The organism is Rhizobium sp. AP16, from assembly GCF_000281735.1.
GTDB lineage: Bacteria > Pseudomonadota > Alphaproteobacteria > Rhizobiales > Rhizobiaceae > Rhizobium > Rhizobium rhizogenes.
In genome coordinates this window covers 1-17,972 of record NZ_AJVM01000009.1, presented here as the reverse complement: position 1 = coordinate 17,972, position 17,972 = coordinate 1, and the positions used below count along the sequence as shown (strand labels likewise).

The window sequence follows — 17,972 nt, the reverse complement described above, 5'->3', positions numbered from 1 at the left end:
GACATCAGATCATATATGCCAATCGGTGGTATGGGTGGACTGAACCGCCGAGGCCGTCTGCGTTGTGTGATCATCCAGCGAATAGGCCTTGATATAGTCGATCTTCATTTCCGACCCGTCGTTCTTCAACGTGTCTCCCGGCGTGCCCGCAATACCGCCGACGGCCAGATTGACCAGCATATACATGGGGCCGTGCATATCGGCGGGCGTGTCGGCATGAGCCACGGCAACATCGTCGAAATACCAGACGATCTGGTCCTGATCCCATAGAACGCCGTAGGTGTGGAAGCCGTCGGTGCTGGGAACCGACACGGGGATGGATTCCATCGTGTGTTCGCCCGTTGCGTTCGAATGTGCCGTCACATGGACCGTGTTCGGGTCCTGGCCGCGCATTTCCACCACGTCGAGTTCCGGCGGCCAGGATCCGTCTTCCGGCAGCAACCAGAAGGCCGGCCATGCGCCCTGATCATGCGGCATCTCTGCCCGCATTTCGAAATATCCGTAGGTCTGGGAGAACGAAGAGTAGCTGGTCAGGATGCCGGAGGTATAGTCATGGTCTTCCACGACCGATTTCAGCGCATCAGGTGTCGTTTTGGCGCTGATCGTCAAAACACCGTCGGAAACGGAAAACGGATTGACTGATGAGGTCGGCGCATAGGACGGGTTGATGTACCACTGCAACTCATCGTTCAGGCTGCTGCCCTTGTCCGGCGCCCAATGAAACTTCGCTTCCCAGGTGCCCTGCGTCCCGTCGCTGAGGGAAAGCGAGTTGAACTCGTCCGAAAAGGTTTGCGTCAGCGAGGAACGGTCGAGGCCAAGCTGAAACTGATCTTCATGAAGATCGGCCACGGTCTTGTTGGCGAACACCAGGCTCTCGCCATTTCCCAGATCCAGCCGCAGATTGGCGCCTTCCTGGGTGCTGTGGCTGACGACCTGATTGAAGGAGGTCAGCCCGTATTGGTTCAACCGCACCTTGTCGTCGTCGCTGAAATCGGTGATCAGGTCGCTACCATTGCCCTTGGAGATGATAAAGGTATCAGCGCCGCCGCCGCCGGTCAGAACGTCGTTGCCGGCGCCGCCGTCGATGGTCTGGCTTCCCGAGCCGCCGGTAATGATATTGTCGGCGCTGTTGCCGTAGGCATGCCGGTTATTGCCGGTTACCGTCAGGTTTTCGAAATTGTCCGGAAGGGTATAGTCCATCCAGGTACTGATGGTATCGATCCCGCCATCGGGCGCTTCGTAGGCGTGGTTGATGCTCGAATAGAGATAGTAGATATCGTCGCCGGTGCCGCCATGCATCGTCACGTTGACGGAGGCGTCACCCCACATGGAATCGTTTCCATCGGTGCCGTAAAGCGTCGGGCCGGAGCCCGTGGCGGAGAAAAAACCTGTTGACGTTCCGCTGTAATAGAGCGGCTGGCCCAGGGCATTGAGAACACTCGTGGTCATCGGCAACCTCTTCCGTTGCGTTAGGTTGTCTCCTCCACAAAGCCAACATTTTTTCGCGCCTTATTTCGCAAGATAGGGCCATGAAATCTGTCGCCCAGTCCCTCGGAAAAATTTTTTACATTCAAAAGTAGAGATAGTGGCCATATGCGCGGGCTGCGGGCGACGTCGGCCCACGCCGACCTCTTTTGAACGGAACAGATTTCCCGTTTTCCGGGCAAGGAGAGATTGTCGTTCCTTTTAATCTATCATTTTCATAGACAATATTTGCTCATTGGAAAGCTCGTTTGAAGCTCGGAAAGGAATGAGAATGGTTGCCCGCAAACTCGTCGGCATCGCCGGTAGTTTCAACCGCCCGTCGAAGACATATGCACTTGTGCAGAACGTGGCTGATCTGGCGACCAATCAATATGGTTTCGCGAGCAGCATCTACGATCTGCAGGACGTCGGCCCATCGCTCGGTGCGGCTCAATGGCGCAAGGATCTGGACGACCAGGCGAAGCGGGTGATCGACGATATCGTCGCCTCGGATGTGCTCGTCATCGGCTCGCCCACCTACAAGGGATCCTATCCCGGCCTCTTCAAGCACCTCATCGATCTCATCGACCCGCACGAGTTGCGCGCCAAGCCGATCATCATCACGGCAACGGGCGGCGGCGATCGCCATGCGCTGATGGTCGAACATCAGCTGCGACCGCTCTTCGGCTTCTTCATGGCCCATACACTGCCGACGGCGGTCTATGCCTCGGATCGTGATTTCACGGATTACAAGATTTCATCCGAACCGCTCTCCAAGCGCATCGATGAGGTGGTCGGCGAACTCGCCGCCTTCTTTCCCGGCGCGACGGCACTGCTTGCCGCAGCCGAGTGACCGATCGTCCCACGGCAACATCTTTTACTTAAGCAAATTGGATCAACGAGATGGAGGATAGCATGAAATTCGATGTCATCACCCGCTTGAAGACTGCCTTTGGCCAGCTATGGATTCACTGGAAGGATGAGCCTCTTCATCTGATCGATAGAACGGCTGCCGCCGACGATGATCGAGAGCCGTCAGCGCGCGATTACGAGCTCTATTTCTGGTGCTCCACGCCCGTTGCCTGGTATTGAGAGGAACGCGCGATGGCTCTGGCTTTCGATCTCCGGCGACCGGTTGCAAGGCGCATCCCGAGTGACATTCGATCCCGTCTCGTTCGCGGTGCTGAAGTTTGCACCATTGCCTCCTCCTTCATCTTTCTGTTCGCACTCGTGGCGGGGGCATTCTGATGACCGCTCCTGAGCATCAATTGCCCTTGATCGAAAGAGCGGAGGTGCGATGAGCAGGGTGCTGATATTGCCGGGCCTATTCGGATCGGGGGAAGGGCATTGGCAGCGCTATTGGCTGCAGGATCAGCCGGACGGCCATGTGGTGGATCAGGACGACTGGGATCATCCGAACCTTCGTGATTGGATGGAGAAACTTGAAGCGGCGCTGGAGGAGGCGGGCGACGCCTATATTGTTGCCCATAGTCTCGGCTGCCTGCTGGCTGCCCAACTGGCTAGCCGGCCGGCTGCGCGCCGCGTCAAGGGTGCACTGCTTGTCGCGCCATGTGATCTCCCCGCGACGGAAACGCTGCATGCGGGGCAGGTTTCCTTCGGCACCATGCCCACCGAAACACTGCCATTTCCCAGCATGACGATCGGCAGCCTGAACGACGTCTATATGACGCTCGACCGCCTTACGATGTTCGGGCGTCTGTGGAATTCCGAGATCAGGAATATCGGCCTTGCGGGCCATATCAATGTCGCAAGCGGTTTCGGGCGGTGGCCCAGCGGGTATGCTCTGCTGGAGACGCTGAAGGCGCGTTGCAGGCACCGAAGGCCGTATGTTTCTGCGTCGGCAGCGACCGCGCCCGCTTGAGGAGGCTTTTATTCATCGTCATTCTGCGGCGGATTTCTTTTGCCCAACATGTGTCGTCGGTCATCTGACAGCGACAGCCCTATATTTGGAGGATCGATCATGAGCCTGCGTATCAACGATATCGCACCCGATTTTACCGCAGACACGTCACAGGGACCGATCCAGTTCCATGACTGGATAGGTAGTGGCTGGGCGGTGCTGTTCTCGCACCCCAAGAATTTCACGCCGGTCTGCACGACCGAACTCGGAGCTATGGCGGGACTGGAGCAGGAATTCGCAAGGCGCGGCGTCAAGGTCATCGGCATCTCCGTTGACCCGGTCGAAAGTCATGCCAAATGGAAGGGCGACATCAAGACCGCCACCGGTTTCGATGTCGAATATCCGTTGATCGGTGACAAGGATCTCAAGGTCGCCAAGCTCTACGACATGCTGCCGGCTGGCGCCGGCGAAAGTTCCGAAGGCCGCACGCCCGCTGACAATGCCACGGTGCGTTCGGTCTTTGTCATCGGGGCTGACAAGAAAATCAAGCTGATCCTCACCTATCCGATGACGACGGGCCGAAACTTCAATGAAATCCTCCGCGCTATCGACTCCATCCAGCTGACCGCCAAGCACCAGGTTGCCACGCCGGCCAACTGGCAGCAGGGCGAGGATGTCATCATCACCGCCGCGGTGTCCAACGAGGACGCCATCAGCCGCTTCGGCTCGTTCGATACCGTGCTGCCCTATCTGCGTAAGACCAGGCAGCCGGCGCTCTGAACGCGCCGTTAGCCAAGCAGGCTCTTCACAGCCTGACATTATCGTGCAGGAAATCCAGCAGCGCCCGGACGCGCGCTGGAAGCGGTCCGCCCTGGCCGATATGGACGGCATAGAACTCCTCGCCGTCGCCCGGATTTATGTCTTCGAGCACGGGTGCCAGGCGGCCGGCCTCGATATCCGCCTTGACTGTGAAAGCGGGAAGCCGCGCCAGACCGGCCCCTGCGAGCGCCAGATGGCGCATGGCTTCGCCATCGCTGACCTGCAGGCCTGGCGTAACGGGAACTTCCATCGTCTTGCCAGCGCTTAGCAGCAGCCATCCCTCCACGGCGCGTGCGTAGGCAAAGCCGATGCGGCCGTGCTTCTGGAGTTCATCGATTGATCTCGGTGTACCGCGCCGTCTGAGATAGTCCGGTGAGGCGACGATGATCTTGCTGGTCGTGCCGAGCTTGCGGGCGGTCAGGCTGGAATTCTTGAGTGGACCGGTGCGGATCGCGACGTCGGCGCGCTCCTCCATCAAGTCCACGACCTTGTCGGTATGAACGATCTCAAGCGAGACGGCAGGGTATAGCGCCATGAAGGATGGAATGAGCGGCGCCAGCACATGGTTGCCGAAGGAACCGCTGGTATTGATGCGGATGGGTCCGGCGGCCTGCTCGCCAGCTGAGGCATAGCGCTCGGCCTCGGCGATGTCGGCAAGAATTGCTATGCTGCGCTCATAGAAGGCACATCCTTCCGGCGTCAGTTGCAGCCGTCGTGTCGAGCGGTTGATAAGCCGCGCGCCCAGTCGTGCTTCAAGGCGGGAAACCAGCTTGCTGATGGCCGACGGCGTCATGCGGCAGGCCGTTGCCGCGGCGGTGAAGCCACCAAGCTCGACAGCACGCACGAAGACTTCCATCTCGCCGGAGCGATTTATGTCCTGACGGCTCATGATGAATTCAAATCACAAATGAGTTTCTTCCAGGCAATCTATATCATGTTGGGTGGAGCGTCTATCTCAGTTGAAACGACAGGAGACATATCGATGGAATACAGAAATCTCGGTGCATCGGGCCTGAGGGTGCCGGTCTTGAGCTTTGGAGCCGGCACCTTCGGCGGCAGTGGGCCGCTATTCGGCGCTTGGGGGACGACGGACGCGGTGGAGGCACGTCGTCTCGTCGACATTTGCCTGGAGGCAGGTGTCAATCTTTTCGACACCGCGGATGTCTACTCCGCCGGAGCATCGGAGGATGTGCTCGGCCAGGCGATCCAGGGACGTCGTGATGCCGTTCTGATCTCGACCAAGATAGCGCTTCCGACCGGAGACGGGCCTGCCGATTGGGGCACATCGCGCTCCCGGCTGATCCGATCCGTTGACGATGCCCTGCGCCGTCTCGGCACGGATTATATCGACCTGCTGCAATTGCACGCGTTCGATGCCTCGACCCCGATCGAGGAGGTGCTTTCCACACTCGATGGTCTCGTGACCGCGGGAAAGCTCCGCTATGTCGGTGCCTCGAATTTTGCGGGGTGGGAACTGATGAAGTCGTTGGCCGTATCGGAGAAACATGCCTATCTCCGTTATGTCGCCCACCAGGTCTACTACTCGCTTGCGGGTCGTGATTATGAATGGGAGTTGATGCCGCTTGCCGCCGATCAAAATGTCGGCGCGCTCGTCTGGAGCCCGCTTGCTTGGGGCCGGCTGACCGGCAAGATCCGCCGTGGCCAGCCTCTTCCCGAGAAGAGCCGCCTGCACGAGACGGCTGCCTATGGCCCGCCGGTAGATGACGAAAAGCTCTTCGATATCGTTGACGTGCTTGACGAAATCGCGGCCGAGACGGGTAAAACGGTGCCGCAAATCGCCATCAACTGGCTCATAGGTCGACCGACTGTTTCAAGCGTCATCATCGGCGCGCGGAACGAGGAGCAGCTTCGCCAAAACCTCGGAGCCGTCGGCTGGTCATTGTCCAAGGAGCAGATTGGCAAGCTCGATAAAGTGAGCGCGGTGATGTCGCCCTATCCATATTTCCCCTACAGGAACCAGGAAGGATTTGCCAAACTAAATCCGCCGCTTACCTGATTTATATGATCCGATTTCGCAACGCTGGCTAACGGCCGGTCTTGTGCCGTCTTACCGCGTCCCCGAACGCCTGGAACAGGGCGCGGTTCACCGGATTGGTTTGCGGATCATGCTCGGCGTGCCATTGCACGCCGAGTGCAAATTCCCGAGCGTCCTTGAAGCGGATCGCCTCGATCGTACCGTCCTCGGCAATGCCCTCCGCGACCACCTGTTCGCCAAGCTCAAGCACGCCCTGACCATGTAGGGAGTTCACCCGGATCACATCCCGGCCGAAAATGCGGGCGAAGGTTCCGCCCGGCACGAGCCGGACATCGTGGCGATCGGCAAAAACCACCTCCAGATCGGGGTGAATTTCTCCGTTCTCCAGACGCGGCATCCGGTGGTTCATGCGTCCGGGCAATTCGCGGATTTCCGGATGCAGCGAGCCGCCGCCGGCCACATTCATCTCCTGAAAGCCGCGGCATATGCCGAAGATGGGCAAGCCGCGTTCGACACAGGCCCGGATCAGTGGCAGCGCGACTGCGTCGCGATCTTCATCATACGGCTCATGCTTGGGATTGGGCTCGGTGTTGAAGTGGCTCGGATGCACATTGGCCCTGGCGCCTGTCAGCAGCACGCCATCGAGTGTGGCCAATAAATCCGGAATGTCGGTGAGGCTGGGGTTGCCGGCGAACATCAGCGGCAGAGCGCCGGCGACTTCGGTTATGGCCCGCAGATTATTGTCTCCGACAAGTTGAGCGGCGAACCGGCTCTCCACCATGCGGGCGTTCCCGATGACGCCGATTACGGGTCTCGTCATTCTCTGATCTCACCTTCAAATGGCAATGCCGGCGGCGCGTCTCAACGGCTTCTTTCACCTTAATGGATAACTCCTGCGCGAATGAGGGTGCAAGAGTTATCGTGCCATTTGTCGATGTGGCCAGGTGAACGGCCACCACGAAGGCGACCGTTCTTAGGAGAAAAACCTCAACGCGGCGTCACGTCGAAGCCGAACCATTTCTGCGAGAGTTTTGCGATCGTTCCGTCAGCCTTGGCGGCGGCAATGGCGTCGTTGAACAGCGCCTTCAGTTCCGGATCGGTCTTGCGCAGGCCGACGGAGCTACCGCGTCCGAGCAGGCCGCCCTGGAAGCGTGGGCCGGTCAGCGCGAAGTCCTCATTGCCGGGCTTGGAAGCTGCCGTCGACAGATAGGCGGTGGAGGCCATAATCAGATCGACGCGGCCGGCCTTGAGGTCAAGGTCGTGCTGCTCGGTCGTCTTGTATTCCTGGATGGTGACGACGTCCTTCAGGTATTTCTGGAGGAAATTTTCGGCGATCGAGGCCGTCTGAACGCCGATGGTCTTGCCCTTCAGCAAGGGTTCGAGCTGCTTGAGCGCGTCGATCGCACCCTGCTCGTTCGAACCGAGCGAGAAGACCTGGTCTTTCAGCGGCATTTGCGCCAGCGGATCGGATTTCAGCGTGGCAAAGGTCTGGCCGGTCGTGCCGTAGGAGTCGCTGAAGGCGATAACTTCCTCACGCTTCGGCGTCGCTGACATGCCGGAGATGATGGCGTCGAACTTGCCGGCCTGCAAGGCCGGGATCATGCCGTCGAAGGACTGGACCACGGTCGTGCATTCCACCTTCATGTGGGCGCAGAGATATTTAATCAGGTCGATCTCGTAGCCGTCCAACGTGCCGTCCGACTTGGTGAAGTTCCAGGGACGGAATTCACCTTCGGTAGCGATCGTCACATGCGTCCATTTCTTTTCCTCCGCATGCGCGACGGTGGACGCGAAGATAAGTGCCAGAAGGCTGAATGCCTTCATGAGAGAAATTAGATATTTCATTGTAGTCGTTCCCCTTTTTGTGGTCGTATAGGTGGTTTATTTGGAAATGAACTGGCGGAAGCGGTCCGATTTCGAATTGGCGAAAACCTCGTGCGGCTTCCCGTCCTCCTCGATCAGTCCCTGATGGACGAAGATCACGCGGCTGGAGACGTCGCGGGCAAACCCCATCTCGTGGGTGACGACCAGCATGGTGCGGCCTTCTTCGGCAAGACCGCGCATGACGCGCAGCACTTCGCCGACCAGTTCCGGATCGAGTGCCGATGTCGGTTCGTCGAACAGCATCACTTTCGGCTGCATGGCAAGCGCGCGGGCAATGGCCGCGCGCTGCTGCTGTCCGCCGGAAAGATGGGAGGGATAATGGTTGCGCTTGTCTGCGATGCCGACCTTGGCAAGCAGTGCTTCGGCCTCCTCGATGCATTCCGCCTTCGGGCGGCGCTGCACATGAATGGGTGCTTCGATGATGTTTTCCAGAACCGTCTTATGGCTCCAGAGGTTGAAGCTCTGGAAAACCATGCCGAGCCTGGAACGGATGCGATCCACCTGCCGGCGATCGGTCGGGCGGTTGCCTTTGCGGCCGGACTGCATGTGGATGGTTTCGCCGGCCACCGTGATATCTCCGGAATCCGGTGTCTCCAGCATGTTGATGCAGCGAAGGAAGGTCGATTTTCCCGAGCCGGAGGAGCCGAGAATGGAGATGACATCGCCCTGCTGGGCGTCGAGGGATATGCCCTTCAGGACTTCGACCGGACCGAAGCTCTTGTGCAGGTTCCGGACGCTGAGCGCGGGAGCCGTGTCGGTCATGGCGCATCTCCTTCGGTGGTCGGTATGAGTATGGGTCGCGGCTGACGCAGATGCGGGCTCAGCCAATATTCGAGCAGCTGGATGAGGCGGGTCAGCAGGAAGTTGATGGCGAGATAGATCGCGCCGGCGACGATGAAGACCTCGATGGCGCGGTAAGTCTCCGCGATGAGCTTGGCGGCAACGCCGGTCACTTCCATCAAAGTGATGATGGCGGCAAGCGACGTTGCCTTGACCATAGAGATCATCTCGTTGCCGTAGCCTGGCAGCGCCTGGCGGATGGCGAGTGGCCAGATGATGCGGCGAAACTGCATGAAGCGTCCCATGCCGCAGGCGCGCGCCGCTTCGATCTGACCATGCGGCACCGACAGCAGGCCACCGCGAATGATCTCGCTAGCGTAAGCAGCGGTGTTCAGCGTGAGCGCCAGGACGGCGCACCAATAGGGCTGGCGTAGGATCGGCCATAGAATGCTATGGCGAACCGCCGGGAATTGGCCGAGGCCATAGTAGATCAGGAAGATCTGCACGAGCAGCGGCGTGCCTCGGAAGACGAAGACATAGAAGCGGGCGAACCCGTCGAGCGCCGTAATGCCCGATAGACGCGCCATGGCGAGGCCTAGCGCGAGCACCGCGCCGAAGAGGATCGACAGGCCGGCGAGCGAGAGCGTCAACGGAATCGCGGAGATCAGGCTGACGAAGGTTTCGCTGAGGAAGTTCCAATCCATCAGAGCCTCCTGACGCCGCGGTTGAAGTAGCGTTCCGCCTGCCGCATCAACACGCCCGACACCGTCGAGATGGCCAGATAAAGCAGCCCGGCAATCAGATAGAAATCGAAGGGCAGGCCAGTGGAGCCGGCGCCGACCTGGGCCTGACGCAGCAGCTCGGCAACGCCGGTGATCGAGACCAAGGCGGATTCCTTCAGCACCACCTGCCAGACATTGCCAAGGCCGGGTAGCGCATGGCGCAGGGTGAGTGGCGCGACAATGCGCCGGAAGCGCAGCCAGCGCGACATGCCGCAGGCGATAGCGGCCTCGATCTCGCCGCGGTGCACGGCCTTGAAGGCACCGCGAAAGACTTCCGTCTGCTGCGCACCCGACGTAATGCCGACGGCCAGCGAGCCAGCCAGAAAGCCAGGAAAGCCGACAAAGCCTTCTGCTCCGAACAAGCGTCCGACAGCCGTGACTGCGGCGCTCCCGCCGAAATAGAGGAGGTAGATCACCAGCAGATCCGGAATGCCGCGCAACACGGTCGTATAGGTATCGGCGGCGATGCGGGTGGTGCGGCCGCCCGAGACCTTGGCCCAAGAACCAAATCCGCCGATGACAATGCCGATGGCATAGCCGGAGAGTGCAATGAGAACGGTCATCCAGGCGCCCGCCAGCAATGCTTTCGCCCAGCCTTCAGGTCCAAAGCTCAAAATGTCGAAGAAGCCCGGCTGGTTCATTGTCGGGCCAGCCGATCGCTTTGGGTCGGCATGGAAATGGGAAACGACATGTTCGGGATCTCGTTTGTCGACGGGGCCACGGCATCAACCATGGCTGTTCTCCGGCAAAGGCGGCTCGACATCGTCGGGGATCGGGTTGACGAAGCGCGTATCCTCGAGGCGCGCCTTGTGATCGGCCTTGGCCGCCTCGATGCGGGCGGGGTCGAGGATGAGATCGAGAGCCGTGCTCGCCATGATCTTGGCTGCATGCTCCATGCCCTTGTGGGCGGCGGGAAGTTTTCCTTGCGCGACCAGTTGCCAGGAATGACCGGGCGTGCCGATGGCATAGGTGGCGCCGCGCATCTGTACGGTGGGCACGACCCAGCTGACCGTACCGACATCCGTGGAGCCGACCAGCGTCCCGTCGCCGGCGCCGAGAGGGAAGACGGTATCGCAAAGGCCCTGGTCTTTCTTCGGTTTCAGGCCGAAGCGACCATAGGAAGCGGCGATATCCTCGGTGCTGAAGGTCTCCTGGAATTTGCGGGCGGTTTTCTCGTCCGCGTCGTCGTAGGCTGGTGGTCCGAGCCTTTCGAGATTGGCAAACATCAGCTCTTCCAGCGGCGTATTGCCGACCAGATTGGCGTCGCCGCTGATAACCTCGCTGCGCACGGTGGTTTCCGTCATCAGCGCCGCGCCCTCGGCGACCTTCTTGACCCGTGCGACAAGGGTCAGCAATTCCGGAAGCGTGCGCGCCCGCACGAGATAGCGAACGGTTGCGCGTGCCTGCACGACATTCGGTGCGTTGCCGCCGGTGTCGGTGACGGCGTAATGGATGCGCGCCGTCGAGGGCATGTGCTCGCGCATGTAATTGACGCCGACATTCATCAACTCGACCGCGTCGAGCGCGCTGCGGCCAAGGTGTGGTGTTGCCGAGGCATGCGACGCGCGACCGGAAAAATGAAAATTGATCTCGTTGCAGGCAAGCGAAATCGGATTGTTGACGCCGGCAAAGGCGGCCGGATGCCAGGAAATGGCGATGTCGACATCATCAAAGACGCCGGCGCGCACCATGAAGCCCTTGGACGAACCGCCTTCCTCTGCTGGGCAGCCATAGTAGCGCACCCGTCCTTTCAGGCCGTTGGCGGCCAGATAGTCCTTGACCGCGGCGGCGGCCAGCATCGATCCCGAGCCAAGCAGATTGTGGCCGCAGCCGTGGCCGTTGCCGCCGGCGACAATCGGGCGCTCTTCAGCAACTCCGGCTTCCTGGCTGAGGCCGGGCAGCGCGTCGAATTCGCCGAGAATAGCAATCACCGGGCCGTCTTCGCCGGCCTCACCCATGACGGCCGTTGGCAGACCGGCGATATTGCGGTGAACACGAAAGCCTTCCTGCTCGAGAAGCCGTTCGTGCTCGGCCGCGGAACGAAATTCCTCATAATTGGTCTCGGGAATGCCCCAGATGCGATCACTGAGATCGAAGAACGCCTGGCGCTTTGCTTCGACCACATCCCAGATTTCTGATGAATTTTTCATGGCGTTTCGACCGAGCCCGGATTATAGAGTTACCAAAATTGGCGCCAATTTAGGATACAAAAAAATTCTGCGCAATATATCGGCATGGATAAATTTTCATCAAAAGGTCCCTGCTGCATTAGACGCAGCCGGCTACAGAAATCCGTGGCAACGTGATATCGATCACGCAATGGCAGGGGAGTTGCGATGAGCGATGTCGAGTTGAAAAGTGACGTGGCGGATACCGAAAGCGAGGCGTCCCGCGATGTCACCGATCAGATTCTCCAGGATATTCTCGGCGGATTGCTTCCTCCTGGCACCTGGCTCAAGCAGATCGATCTCGAACGGCGCTATGGATGCACCAGGCCGGAAGTGCGTCGCGCACTGGACCGGCTGGCACAGAAGCGGCTTGTCGAACATGTGCCCAACCGGGGCTATCATGTCTATGAGCAGGACGGACGGCGTGCGGTCGAAGTCAGCGATATCCGAGTGATCCTGGAGACGGCGATCGCCGACCAGATCGTTGCGAATGCATCACTCGATAGTATCCTGAAATTGCGTACACTTGCTAAGCGCTTCGACGAGATGATCCTTCTCGGCACCATGCTGGAACTCTATGAAGCCAATCTCGCATTTCATCGCGAGTTGCTGACACTCGGCGGCAACAATGAATTGGTCGATCTCGTCGCGGAAATCCGGCAGCGAACCTCTTCAGCCCCGGTCTCGCAATGGCGCACCCGCGCGCGCGTCGACCAATCCGGCCGGGAGCATCATCTGATGATCGATGCTATCGAGAAGGGTGATGTTGAAGAACTGAAGCGACTGACGGTGTTTCATATCCGTCAGTCCTGGGGTCCGACCTCTTCGAACTGAAAAATATCACCGCAAAGCAAGCTTGCTTCGCTACGCCCACGAGTGGCTAGCGGCGGAAGGACGATCCCTGCCGCCGCCAGATCCTGTCTTACCGGCCGCCTTCGATCTTGCGGTGACGCTGGTTGATGCCGCCCGTGCCGTAGGGATATTCTGCCGGATGTGGCGCGCTGATCTCGTTCAGCCTGTCCATTTCGGCTTCCGACAGCGCCAATTTCGCCGCGCCGAGATTGTCGGCGAGCTGTTCCGGCGTGCGGGCGCCGAGGATGACGGAGGTCACGGCCGGCCGCGCTGCCGTCCAGGCAAGCGCCACCTGTGCCATGCTGACGCCGCGCGCCCTGGCGATCTCCTCGACTGCGGTGATGATTGCCCAGGTCCGCTCTTGCGCATTGCGCGCGGCATAGGATTCGCTGCCCCGATTGGGGTTTTCACCGAGACGGGTCGCGCCGGTCGGGGTGTTGTCGCGCTTGTATTTGCCGGTTAGCCAACCGCCACCAAGCGGCGACCACGGCAGCAGGCCCATGCCCGCATCCTGGCAGGCCCCAACGATCTCAAGTTCGATATCGCGGACCAGCAGATTGTATTGCGGCTGTAGCGTGACCGGCCGGGTATAGCCACGCGCCTTGGCGACTTCGACGGCCTTGGCGATGTGCCAGCCGACATAGTTGGAGAAGCCGTAATAGCCGATCTTGCCGGCGGAAACGGCGTCGTCGAGAAATCGGAGCGTCTCCTCGATCGGGGTCAGCGCATCCCAGGCATGCATCTGGTAGAGGTCGATATGCTCGACGTCGAGGCGACGCAGCGAGTCGTTCAATGCCTGATTGAGATGCCGGCGCGACAGGCCGATATCGTTCGGGCCGTTGCCCATCGGAAAGCGCCCCTTGGTGGCGATGACGGCCTGTCGAGCCTCGTTTGGCCGGGCCTTCAGCCAACGTCCGATGATCTCCTCCGACTTTCCGGCGCTGTAGACGTCGGCGGTGTCGATGAAATTGCCGCCCCAGGCGAAATAGTCGTCCAGCAATCTGTGGGATGCCGCTTCGTCCGCCTCCGCGCCGAAGGTCATGGTGCCAAGGCAATAGGCCGTGACGACAGCCCCGCTGGGGCCGAGCTTGCGATAATCCATTCCTGCCTCCTCTGATGGAGCGCCCGCATCCGATCCGCAAAGCGGTCGGCAGAGCCGGAGCTCCGTGATCTATAGCGCTGTCGTGCTTGAGACGGCCTCCGCCGTCGAATGATGTACGGCGCTCAACGCCTCCGCGTGAGGGCCGTACGGCAACCATAGCCAATCATGCGGCCGCGACCAAGCGGATTTCGCGCTTGGGCGGTGTCGTTTTGTCGCGCCATCGATCAATCGAAGAAGATCTCGGGCCTCTGTGCCAGCAGCTTATCAATGGTGCGGAAAACCTGTTGAAGATGCTTGGTCATATGCTTTTTAGCTGCTGTCGAGTTGCCGGATTCGATGGCGACGACGATCGCCAGGTGCTGATCGTAGAGTTCGGCCAGGTGGCCGGGCTCCGGCAGGCTCAGTACGCGCACGCGGTCGAGCTGGCCTTTGACATTCTGGATGACCTTCCACGCCCGCGTCAGATTGACGGAAGCCGACAGGATGAAATGGAAGTTCTCGTCTTCCGCCAGGAACCCGTCGAGATCGCCATTGTCGACCGCCCGCTTCTGCCGCGCCAGGCTCTCGTGCAGGCGAGCGATGATGGTGGGATCGGATATCTCGGCAACACGCGCTACGACGGAGACCTCCAGCGCCTCGCGGATGAATTGCGCTTCCAGAACTTCCGCAACGCGGATCGGCGCGACGAACGTGCCGCGTTGGGGAAAGATATCGACCAGACCGTCCTCGGAGAGCTTGATCAGCGCTTCGCGAACCGGCGTGCGGCTGACGCCGAGCATGAGGGCCAGCTCTTTTTCGCTCAGGGCCTGCTTGGGCGTGAGGCGGAGATCGAGGATCGACTGGCGAATGCTGCCATAGATCTGCGGTGCCATCGGCAGCTTCGGATCGATCGCAAGCAGGGTTGTCGATTGTTTTTCGGTCTGGGCCAAGACTGTTCTCCGGTACGGGCAGAGCGCTTCTATCACATGTGCACGGATACGCTCACTCCCTGCTTAATTGACATATTACCATGGTAGTGTATTTGAATCGAGAGCGAATATCGCCGGATCTGGTGGCGTTGGTTTTCAAAGGAAGTCGGGATGAGACATACGTGGAGATGGTTTGGGCCGATCGACAAGGTCAGCGTCAAGGACGCGGTTCAGGCCGGTGCTGACGGTATCGTCAGCTCTCTCCATCATATCCCAACCGGTGTCGCATGGCCGCTGGAGGAAATCCGCAAGCGGCAGGAAGAGGTCCGCCAGGGTGGATTGGAATGGGAGCTGGTCGAGAGCATCCCCATCTCCGAAAGCATCAAGACCATGTCCGGCGATTGGAAGGCGCATGTGACGGCGTGGGCAGAGACGCTGCACCGTTTGGCAGAGGCCGGGATCTCGACGGTCTGCTATAATTTCATGCCTGTGCTCGACTGGACCCGCACGGATCTGCACTGGACGACGCCGAGCGGCGCCAAAGCGATGCGCTTCGATCTCGTCGATTTCATCGCCTTCGATCTGCATCTCCTGCAGCGGCCGGATGCAGCCGGCGATTACTCTCCGGAATTGGTCGAGGCAGCCGCGCGGCGCTTTGCCGAGATGCCGGAGGAACGGCGTCTTGTTCTTTCCCGCAGCATCGGCGCAGGCCTTCCGGGACAGGCGGAAGCCTACACGTTGTCGGAGCTGCGCACGGAACTTGCGCGTTACGGTGCTATCGATGCCAAACGCCTTCGTGGTCATCTGGTCGATTTCCTGTCCGAGGTCGTGCCGGTTGCCGAAAAGCTGGGCATGCGGCTTTGCGCCCATGGAGACGATCCGCCGTGGCCGCTTCTCGGCCTGCCGCGTATTCTCTCGACCGAGGCGGATTACACCCACATATTGAAGGCGGTCGACAGTCCCGCGAACGGCGTCACATTCTGCACCGGCTCGCTTGGCGCTCGTGGGGACAATGATTTGCCGGTAATGATCTCGCGGCTGGCCTCGCGCATTCACTTCGTCCATCTGCGCAATGTTCGCCGCGAGACGGCATCGCAGCCCGGTTCCTTCTTCGAGGACGAACATCTCGAGGGCAATGCCGATATGGTCGTGGTGATTGCCGCGATCCTTTCGGAGGAGCGGCGGCGCAAGACCGAAGGACGCGCAGATCATACGATATTCATGCGGCCCGACCACGGACAGGAAATTATGGATGACGTGGCACGCGGCGCGCAGCCGGGCTATCCTGCCATCGGTCGATTGAAGGGCCTTGCCGAGTTGCGCGGCATCGAGCGCGCCCTGTCTCATCCCCAATACGGGTTGGCACGCTGATGGAACGCTTGAACACCCGGACACAACTGCATGATCTAATTGAATCTCCTGTCTACGACAGGCAGGCACTGAAGCCGGGGATCGTTCACATTGGCCTCGGTGCTTTTCACCGCGCGCACCAGGCTATCTATACCGATGCGGCGCTGGCGCATGCGTTTGGAAACTGGGGCATTGTCGGTGTCAGTCTGCGCTCAACGGAGATTGCGCAGGATATGCGGGCACAGGATTGCCTTTATAGTGTGGTTGCACGCGATCGATCGGGCGACAGCGTCCGGGTGGTCGGCTCGATTGTCGAGGCGCTTGCGGCAAACGACGATGGTGAGGCGGTTCTCGGAAGGCTCGCCGATCCGGCGATCCAGATCGTCACGCTGACCGTTAGCGAAAAAGCCTACGGCATCGATCCCATCAGCGGTGGGCTCGACTATGCCCATCCTGCCATCGCCGAGGATCTGAAATCTCCGACCCGCCCGACAGGTGTCATCGGTTATCTGACGGAAGGGCTCGCTCGCCGGAAGGCTGCCGGCTTATCGCCCTTCACAGTGCTTTGCTGCGATAACCTGCCGAGCAATGGCCGCATCGTCCGGCGTCTCGTGATCGAGATGGCGGCGACGCGCGATCCGGCTCTGGCGGAATGGATATCCGAGACCGTGTCCTTCCCATGCAGCATGGTAGATCGCATCGTACCGGCAGCAACGGCGGAAACGCGCGCTCGAGCCGAAAAACTGCTGGGCGTGGAAGACAGACTGTCGATTGAGGCCGAAACTTTCTCGCAATGGGTGATCGAGGATGATTTCGTTGGAGATCGTCCGACATGGGACGCGGGCGGCGCGCTCTTCGTTGAGAATGTCGAGCCCTACGAGAAGATGAAGCTGCGGCTGCTGAACGGCTCGCACTCGCTGATCGCCTATCTCGGGCAATTGCAGAAGCTTGAATTCGTCCGCGACGTCATGGCTGTACCGGAGAATGTTGTGCTTGTCCGTCGGCACATGCAGGCGGCGGTTCGCACCCTCGATCCGGTGCCGGGTATCGATCTCACCCACTATATGGATCAGCTGGTGGAGCGTTTCGCCAACCCGGCCATCGCCCATCGCACGCAGCAGATCGCCATGGATGGATCCCAGAAACTGCCGCAGCGTCTCTTCCAGCCTGCGGTCGATGCTATTTCCTCGGGGAGCGATGCAGCCGAATTCGCTTTTGTGACAGCGGTTTGGATCGCTTATCTCAAGCAGGCTGAGACCATCGACGATCCGCGCGCCCAGGAACTGCAGAAGGCAGTCGCAGACGCAATGCTTGCGGACGAAACGGCCTCCTTCTTCGCCATAGCGGGACTTTTCCCCAGCGAACTTCAAGCAAACAGAGCTTGGAGAAATCAGGTCAATTCATTGCTGAGGTCTCTTTAGTGACGGCTAATTCGCCGGTCGGCTGTCCCTCGCAAAATTGATCTTGCGCTTTCCTGTATTCTTGGATACAAGTATGCAAGCTTCACTTTGGTCGCCTCTTTTGGAGGGGGAACTGTTGGTTGGGGCAGGGAGGATACATGGTTGCGATAGCAGTGCGCGCGCCTCATCGGCTGGCGCTGGAGGATGGGAGTTCTTCTGCCGAGTTGGCGCCGGGCGACGTGTCGATCCGGGTTGTCCGGGCCGGCATCTGTGGGTCCGACATCCACATCTTGCACGGTTCGAATCCCTTCGTCGTCTATCCCCGCATCATCGGTCATGAGTTTGCCGGCATAGTGGAGGCGATCGGTGCTGGCGTTTCGCGCCTGGCGATTGGCGACCGCGTCGTTGCCGATCCGGTCATCTCCTGCGGAAAGTGCCATCCCTGCCGTATCGGCCGCTCGAACGTATGCGCCAATCTGCAGGTGATCGGTGTGCACCGCGATGGCGGCTTTCGGTCGGTCGCCGTGGTGCCGGAGGAGAATGCGGTAAAGGTTTCGCCGGCTCTCGGATTGGATATCGCCGCTCTCGCCGAGCCGCTGGCGGTTG

19 protein-coding genes are annotated in these 17,972 nt (G+C 60.0%); 9 read left to right on the top strand and 10 right to left on the bottom strand.

Going from position 1 to position 17,972, the window contains the following annotated elements; genetic code table 11:
- Positions 1-9: 9 nt before the first annotated feature.
- Complete coding sequence (locus PMI03_RS06810) at positions 10-1,449, bottom strand: family 16 glycosylhydrolase (RefSeq protein WP_007691223.1); 1,440 nt, start codon at positions 1,447-1,449, stop codon at positions 10-12.
- Positions 1,450-1,756: 307 nt separating this feature from the next.
- Between PMI03_RS06810 and msuE the strand changes: the two genes are divergently transcribed.
- The 4 genes from msuE (at position 1,757) to PMI03_RS06790 (ending at position 4,105) form a co-directional block, all read left to right on the top strand.
- Positions 1,757-2,317: an FMN reductase gene (msuE, locus tag PMI03_RS06805; RefSeq protein WP_007691222.1), complete on the top strand. Its 561-nt coding sequence runs from the start codon at positions 1,757-1,759 to the stop codon at positions 2,315-2,317.
- A 62-nt stretch (positions 2,318-2,379) separates the two neighbouring features.
- A complete protein-coding gene (locus PMI03_RS06800) occupies positions 2,380-2,556 on the top strand; it encodes a hypothetical protein (protein ID WP_007691220.1) in 177 nt (58 codons plus the stop codon).
- 205 nt (positions 2,557-2,761) lie between these two features.
- Positions 2,762-3,346, top strand: coding sequence for an alpha/beta hydrolase (locus PMI03_RS06795; RefSeq protein WP_007691216.1), 585 nt, complete (start codon positions 2,762-2,764; stop codon positions 3,344-3,346).
- 99 nt (positions 3,347-3,445) lie between these two features.
- Complete coding sequence (locus tag PMI03_RS06790) at positions 3,446-4,105, top strand: peroxiredoxin (RefSeq protein WP_007691212.1); 660 nt, start codon at positions 3,446-3,448, stop codon at positions 4,103-4,105.
- A gap of 25 nt (positions 4,106-4,130) precedes the next feature.
- Here the strand turns inward: PMI03_RS06790 and PMI03_RS06785 are convergent, their stop codons facing one another.
- The gene (locus PMI03_RS06785; protein ID WP_007691210.1) at positions 4,131-5,033 is read right to left on the bottom strand and encodes a LysR family transcriptional regulator; all 903 of its coding nucleotides are present in this window, start codon (positions 5,031-5,033) and stop codon (positions 4,131-4,133) included.
- Positions 5,034-5,126: 93 nt separating this feature from the next.
- On the opposite strand from PMI03_RS06785, the gene PMI03_RS06780 reads away from it, so the two are divergent.
- Positions 5,127-6,161: an aldo/keto reductase gene (locus tag PMI03_RS06780; RefSeq protein ID WP_007691208.1), complete on the top strand. Its 1,035-nt coding sequence runs from the start codon at positions 5,127-5,129 to the stop codon at positions 6,159-6,161.
- A 28-nt stretch (positions 6,162-6,189) separates the two neighbouring features.
- Here PMI03_RS06780 and PMI03_RS06775 read toward each other — a convergent pair whose 3' ends face one another.
- From PMI03_RS06775 to PMI03_RS06750, 6 genes are all read right to left on the bottom strand, one after another.
- The gene (locus PMI03_RS06775) at positions 6,190-6,960 is read right to left on the bottom strand and encodes a gamma-glutamyl-gamma-aminobutyrate hydrolase family protein (protein WP_007691206.1); all 771 of its coding nucleotides are present in this window, start codon (positions 6,958-6,960) and stop codon (positions 6,190-6,192) included.
- 167 nt (positions 6,961-7,127) lie between these two features.
- Positions 7,128-7,985: a transporter substrate-binding domain-containing protein gene (locus PMI03_RS06770; protein WP_007691203.1), complete on the bottom strand. Its 858-nt coding sequence runs from the start codon at positions 7,983-7,985 to the stop codon at positions 7,128-7,130.
- Positions 7,986-8,021: 36 nt separating this feature from the next.
- Positions 8,022-8,786: an ABC transporter ATP-binding protein gene (locus PMI03_RS06765; RefSeq protein ID WP_007691201.1), complete on the bottom strand. Its 765-nt coding sequence runs from the start codon at positions 8,784-8,786 to the stop codon at positions 8,022-8,024.
- Positions 8,783-9,508 carry an ABC transporter permease gene (locus tag PMI03_RS06760; RefSeq protein WP_007691199.1) on the bottom strand — a complete coding sequence of 242 codons (726 nt, stop codon included), beginning with the start codon at positions 9,506-9,508 and terminating at the stop codon, positions 8,783-8,785. Before PMI03_RS06760 ends, PMI03_RS06765 begins: the two co-directional genes overlap by 4 nt.
- The gene (locus PMI03_RS06755; RefSeq protein ID WP_007691197.1) at positions 9,508-10,227 is read right to left on the bottom strand and encodes an ABC transporter permease; all 720 of its coding nucleotides are present in this window, start codon (positions 10,225-10,227) and stop codon (positions 9,508-9,510) included. Before PMI03_RS06755 ends, PMI03_RS06760 begins: the two co-directional genes overlap by 1 nt.
- A gap of 84 nt (positions 10,228-10,311) precedes the next feature.
- Positions 10,312-11,736, bottom strand: coding sequence for a M20 family metallopeptidase (locus PMI03_RS06750; RefSeq protein WP_007691195.1), 1,425 nt, complete (start codon positions 11,734-11,736; stop codon positions 10,312-10,314).
- Between the two features lie 186 nt (positions 11,737-11,922).
- On the opposite strand from PMI03_RS06750, the gene PMI03_RS06745 reads away from it, so the two are divergent.
- A complete protein-coding gene (locus tag PMI03_RS06745) occupies positions 11,923-12,588 on the top strand; it encodes a GntR family transcriptional regulator (RefSeq protein WP_007691193.1) in 666 nt (221 codons plus the stop codon).
- 88 nt (positions 12,589-12,676) lie between these two features.
- Here the strand turns inward: PMI03_RS06745 and PMI03_RS06740 are convergent, their stop codons facing one another.
- Together PMI03_RS06740 and PMI03_RS06735 are read right to left on the bottom strand one after the other, a co-directional pair.
- Entirely contained in the window at positions 12,677-13,708 is a 1,032-nt protein-coding gene (locus PMI03_RS06740; RefSeq protein ID WP_007691188.1) for an aldo/keto reductase, read from the bottom strand.
- A 224-nt stretch (positions 13,709-13,932) separates the two neighbouring features.
- A complete protein-coding gene (locus tag PMI03_RS06735) occupies positions 13,933-14,637 on the bottom strand; it encodes a GntR family transcriptional regulator (RefSeq protein WP_007691181.1) in 705 nt (234 codons plus the stop codon).
- Between the two features lie 150 nt (positions 14,638-14,787).
- Here PMI03_RS06735 and uxuA point away from each other — a divergent pair, with 150 nt between their 5' ends.
- The 3 genes from uxuA to PMI03_RS06720 form a co-directional block, all read left to right on the top strand.
- The gene (gene uxuA / locus PMI03_RS06730; RefSeq protein WP_007691180.1) at positions 14,788-15,987 is read left to right on the top strand and encodes a mannonate dehydratase; all 1,200 of its coding nucleotides are present in this window, start codon (positions 14,788-14,790) and stop codon (positions 15,985-15,987) included.
- Positions 15,984-17,387, top strand: a complete 1,404-nt coding sequence (locus PMI03_RS06725; RefSeq protein ID WP_039973676.1) for a mannitol dehydrogenase family protein — start codon at positions 15,984-15,986, stop codon at positions 17,385-17,387. Before uxuA ends, PMI03_RS06725 begins: the two co-directional genes overlap by 4 nt.
- Positions 17,388-17,524: 137 nt before the next feature.
- On the top strand, positions 17,525-17,972 hold a 448-nt coding region (locus PMI03_RS06720; RefSeq protein WP_007691174.1), incomplete at its 3' end, for an alcohol dehydrogenase catalytic domain-containing protein.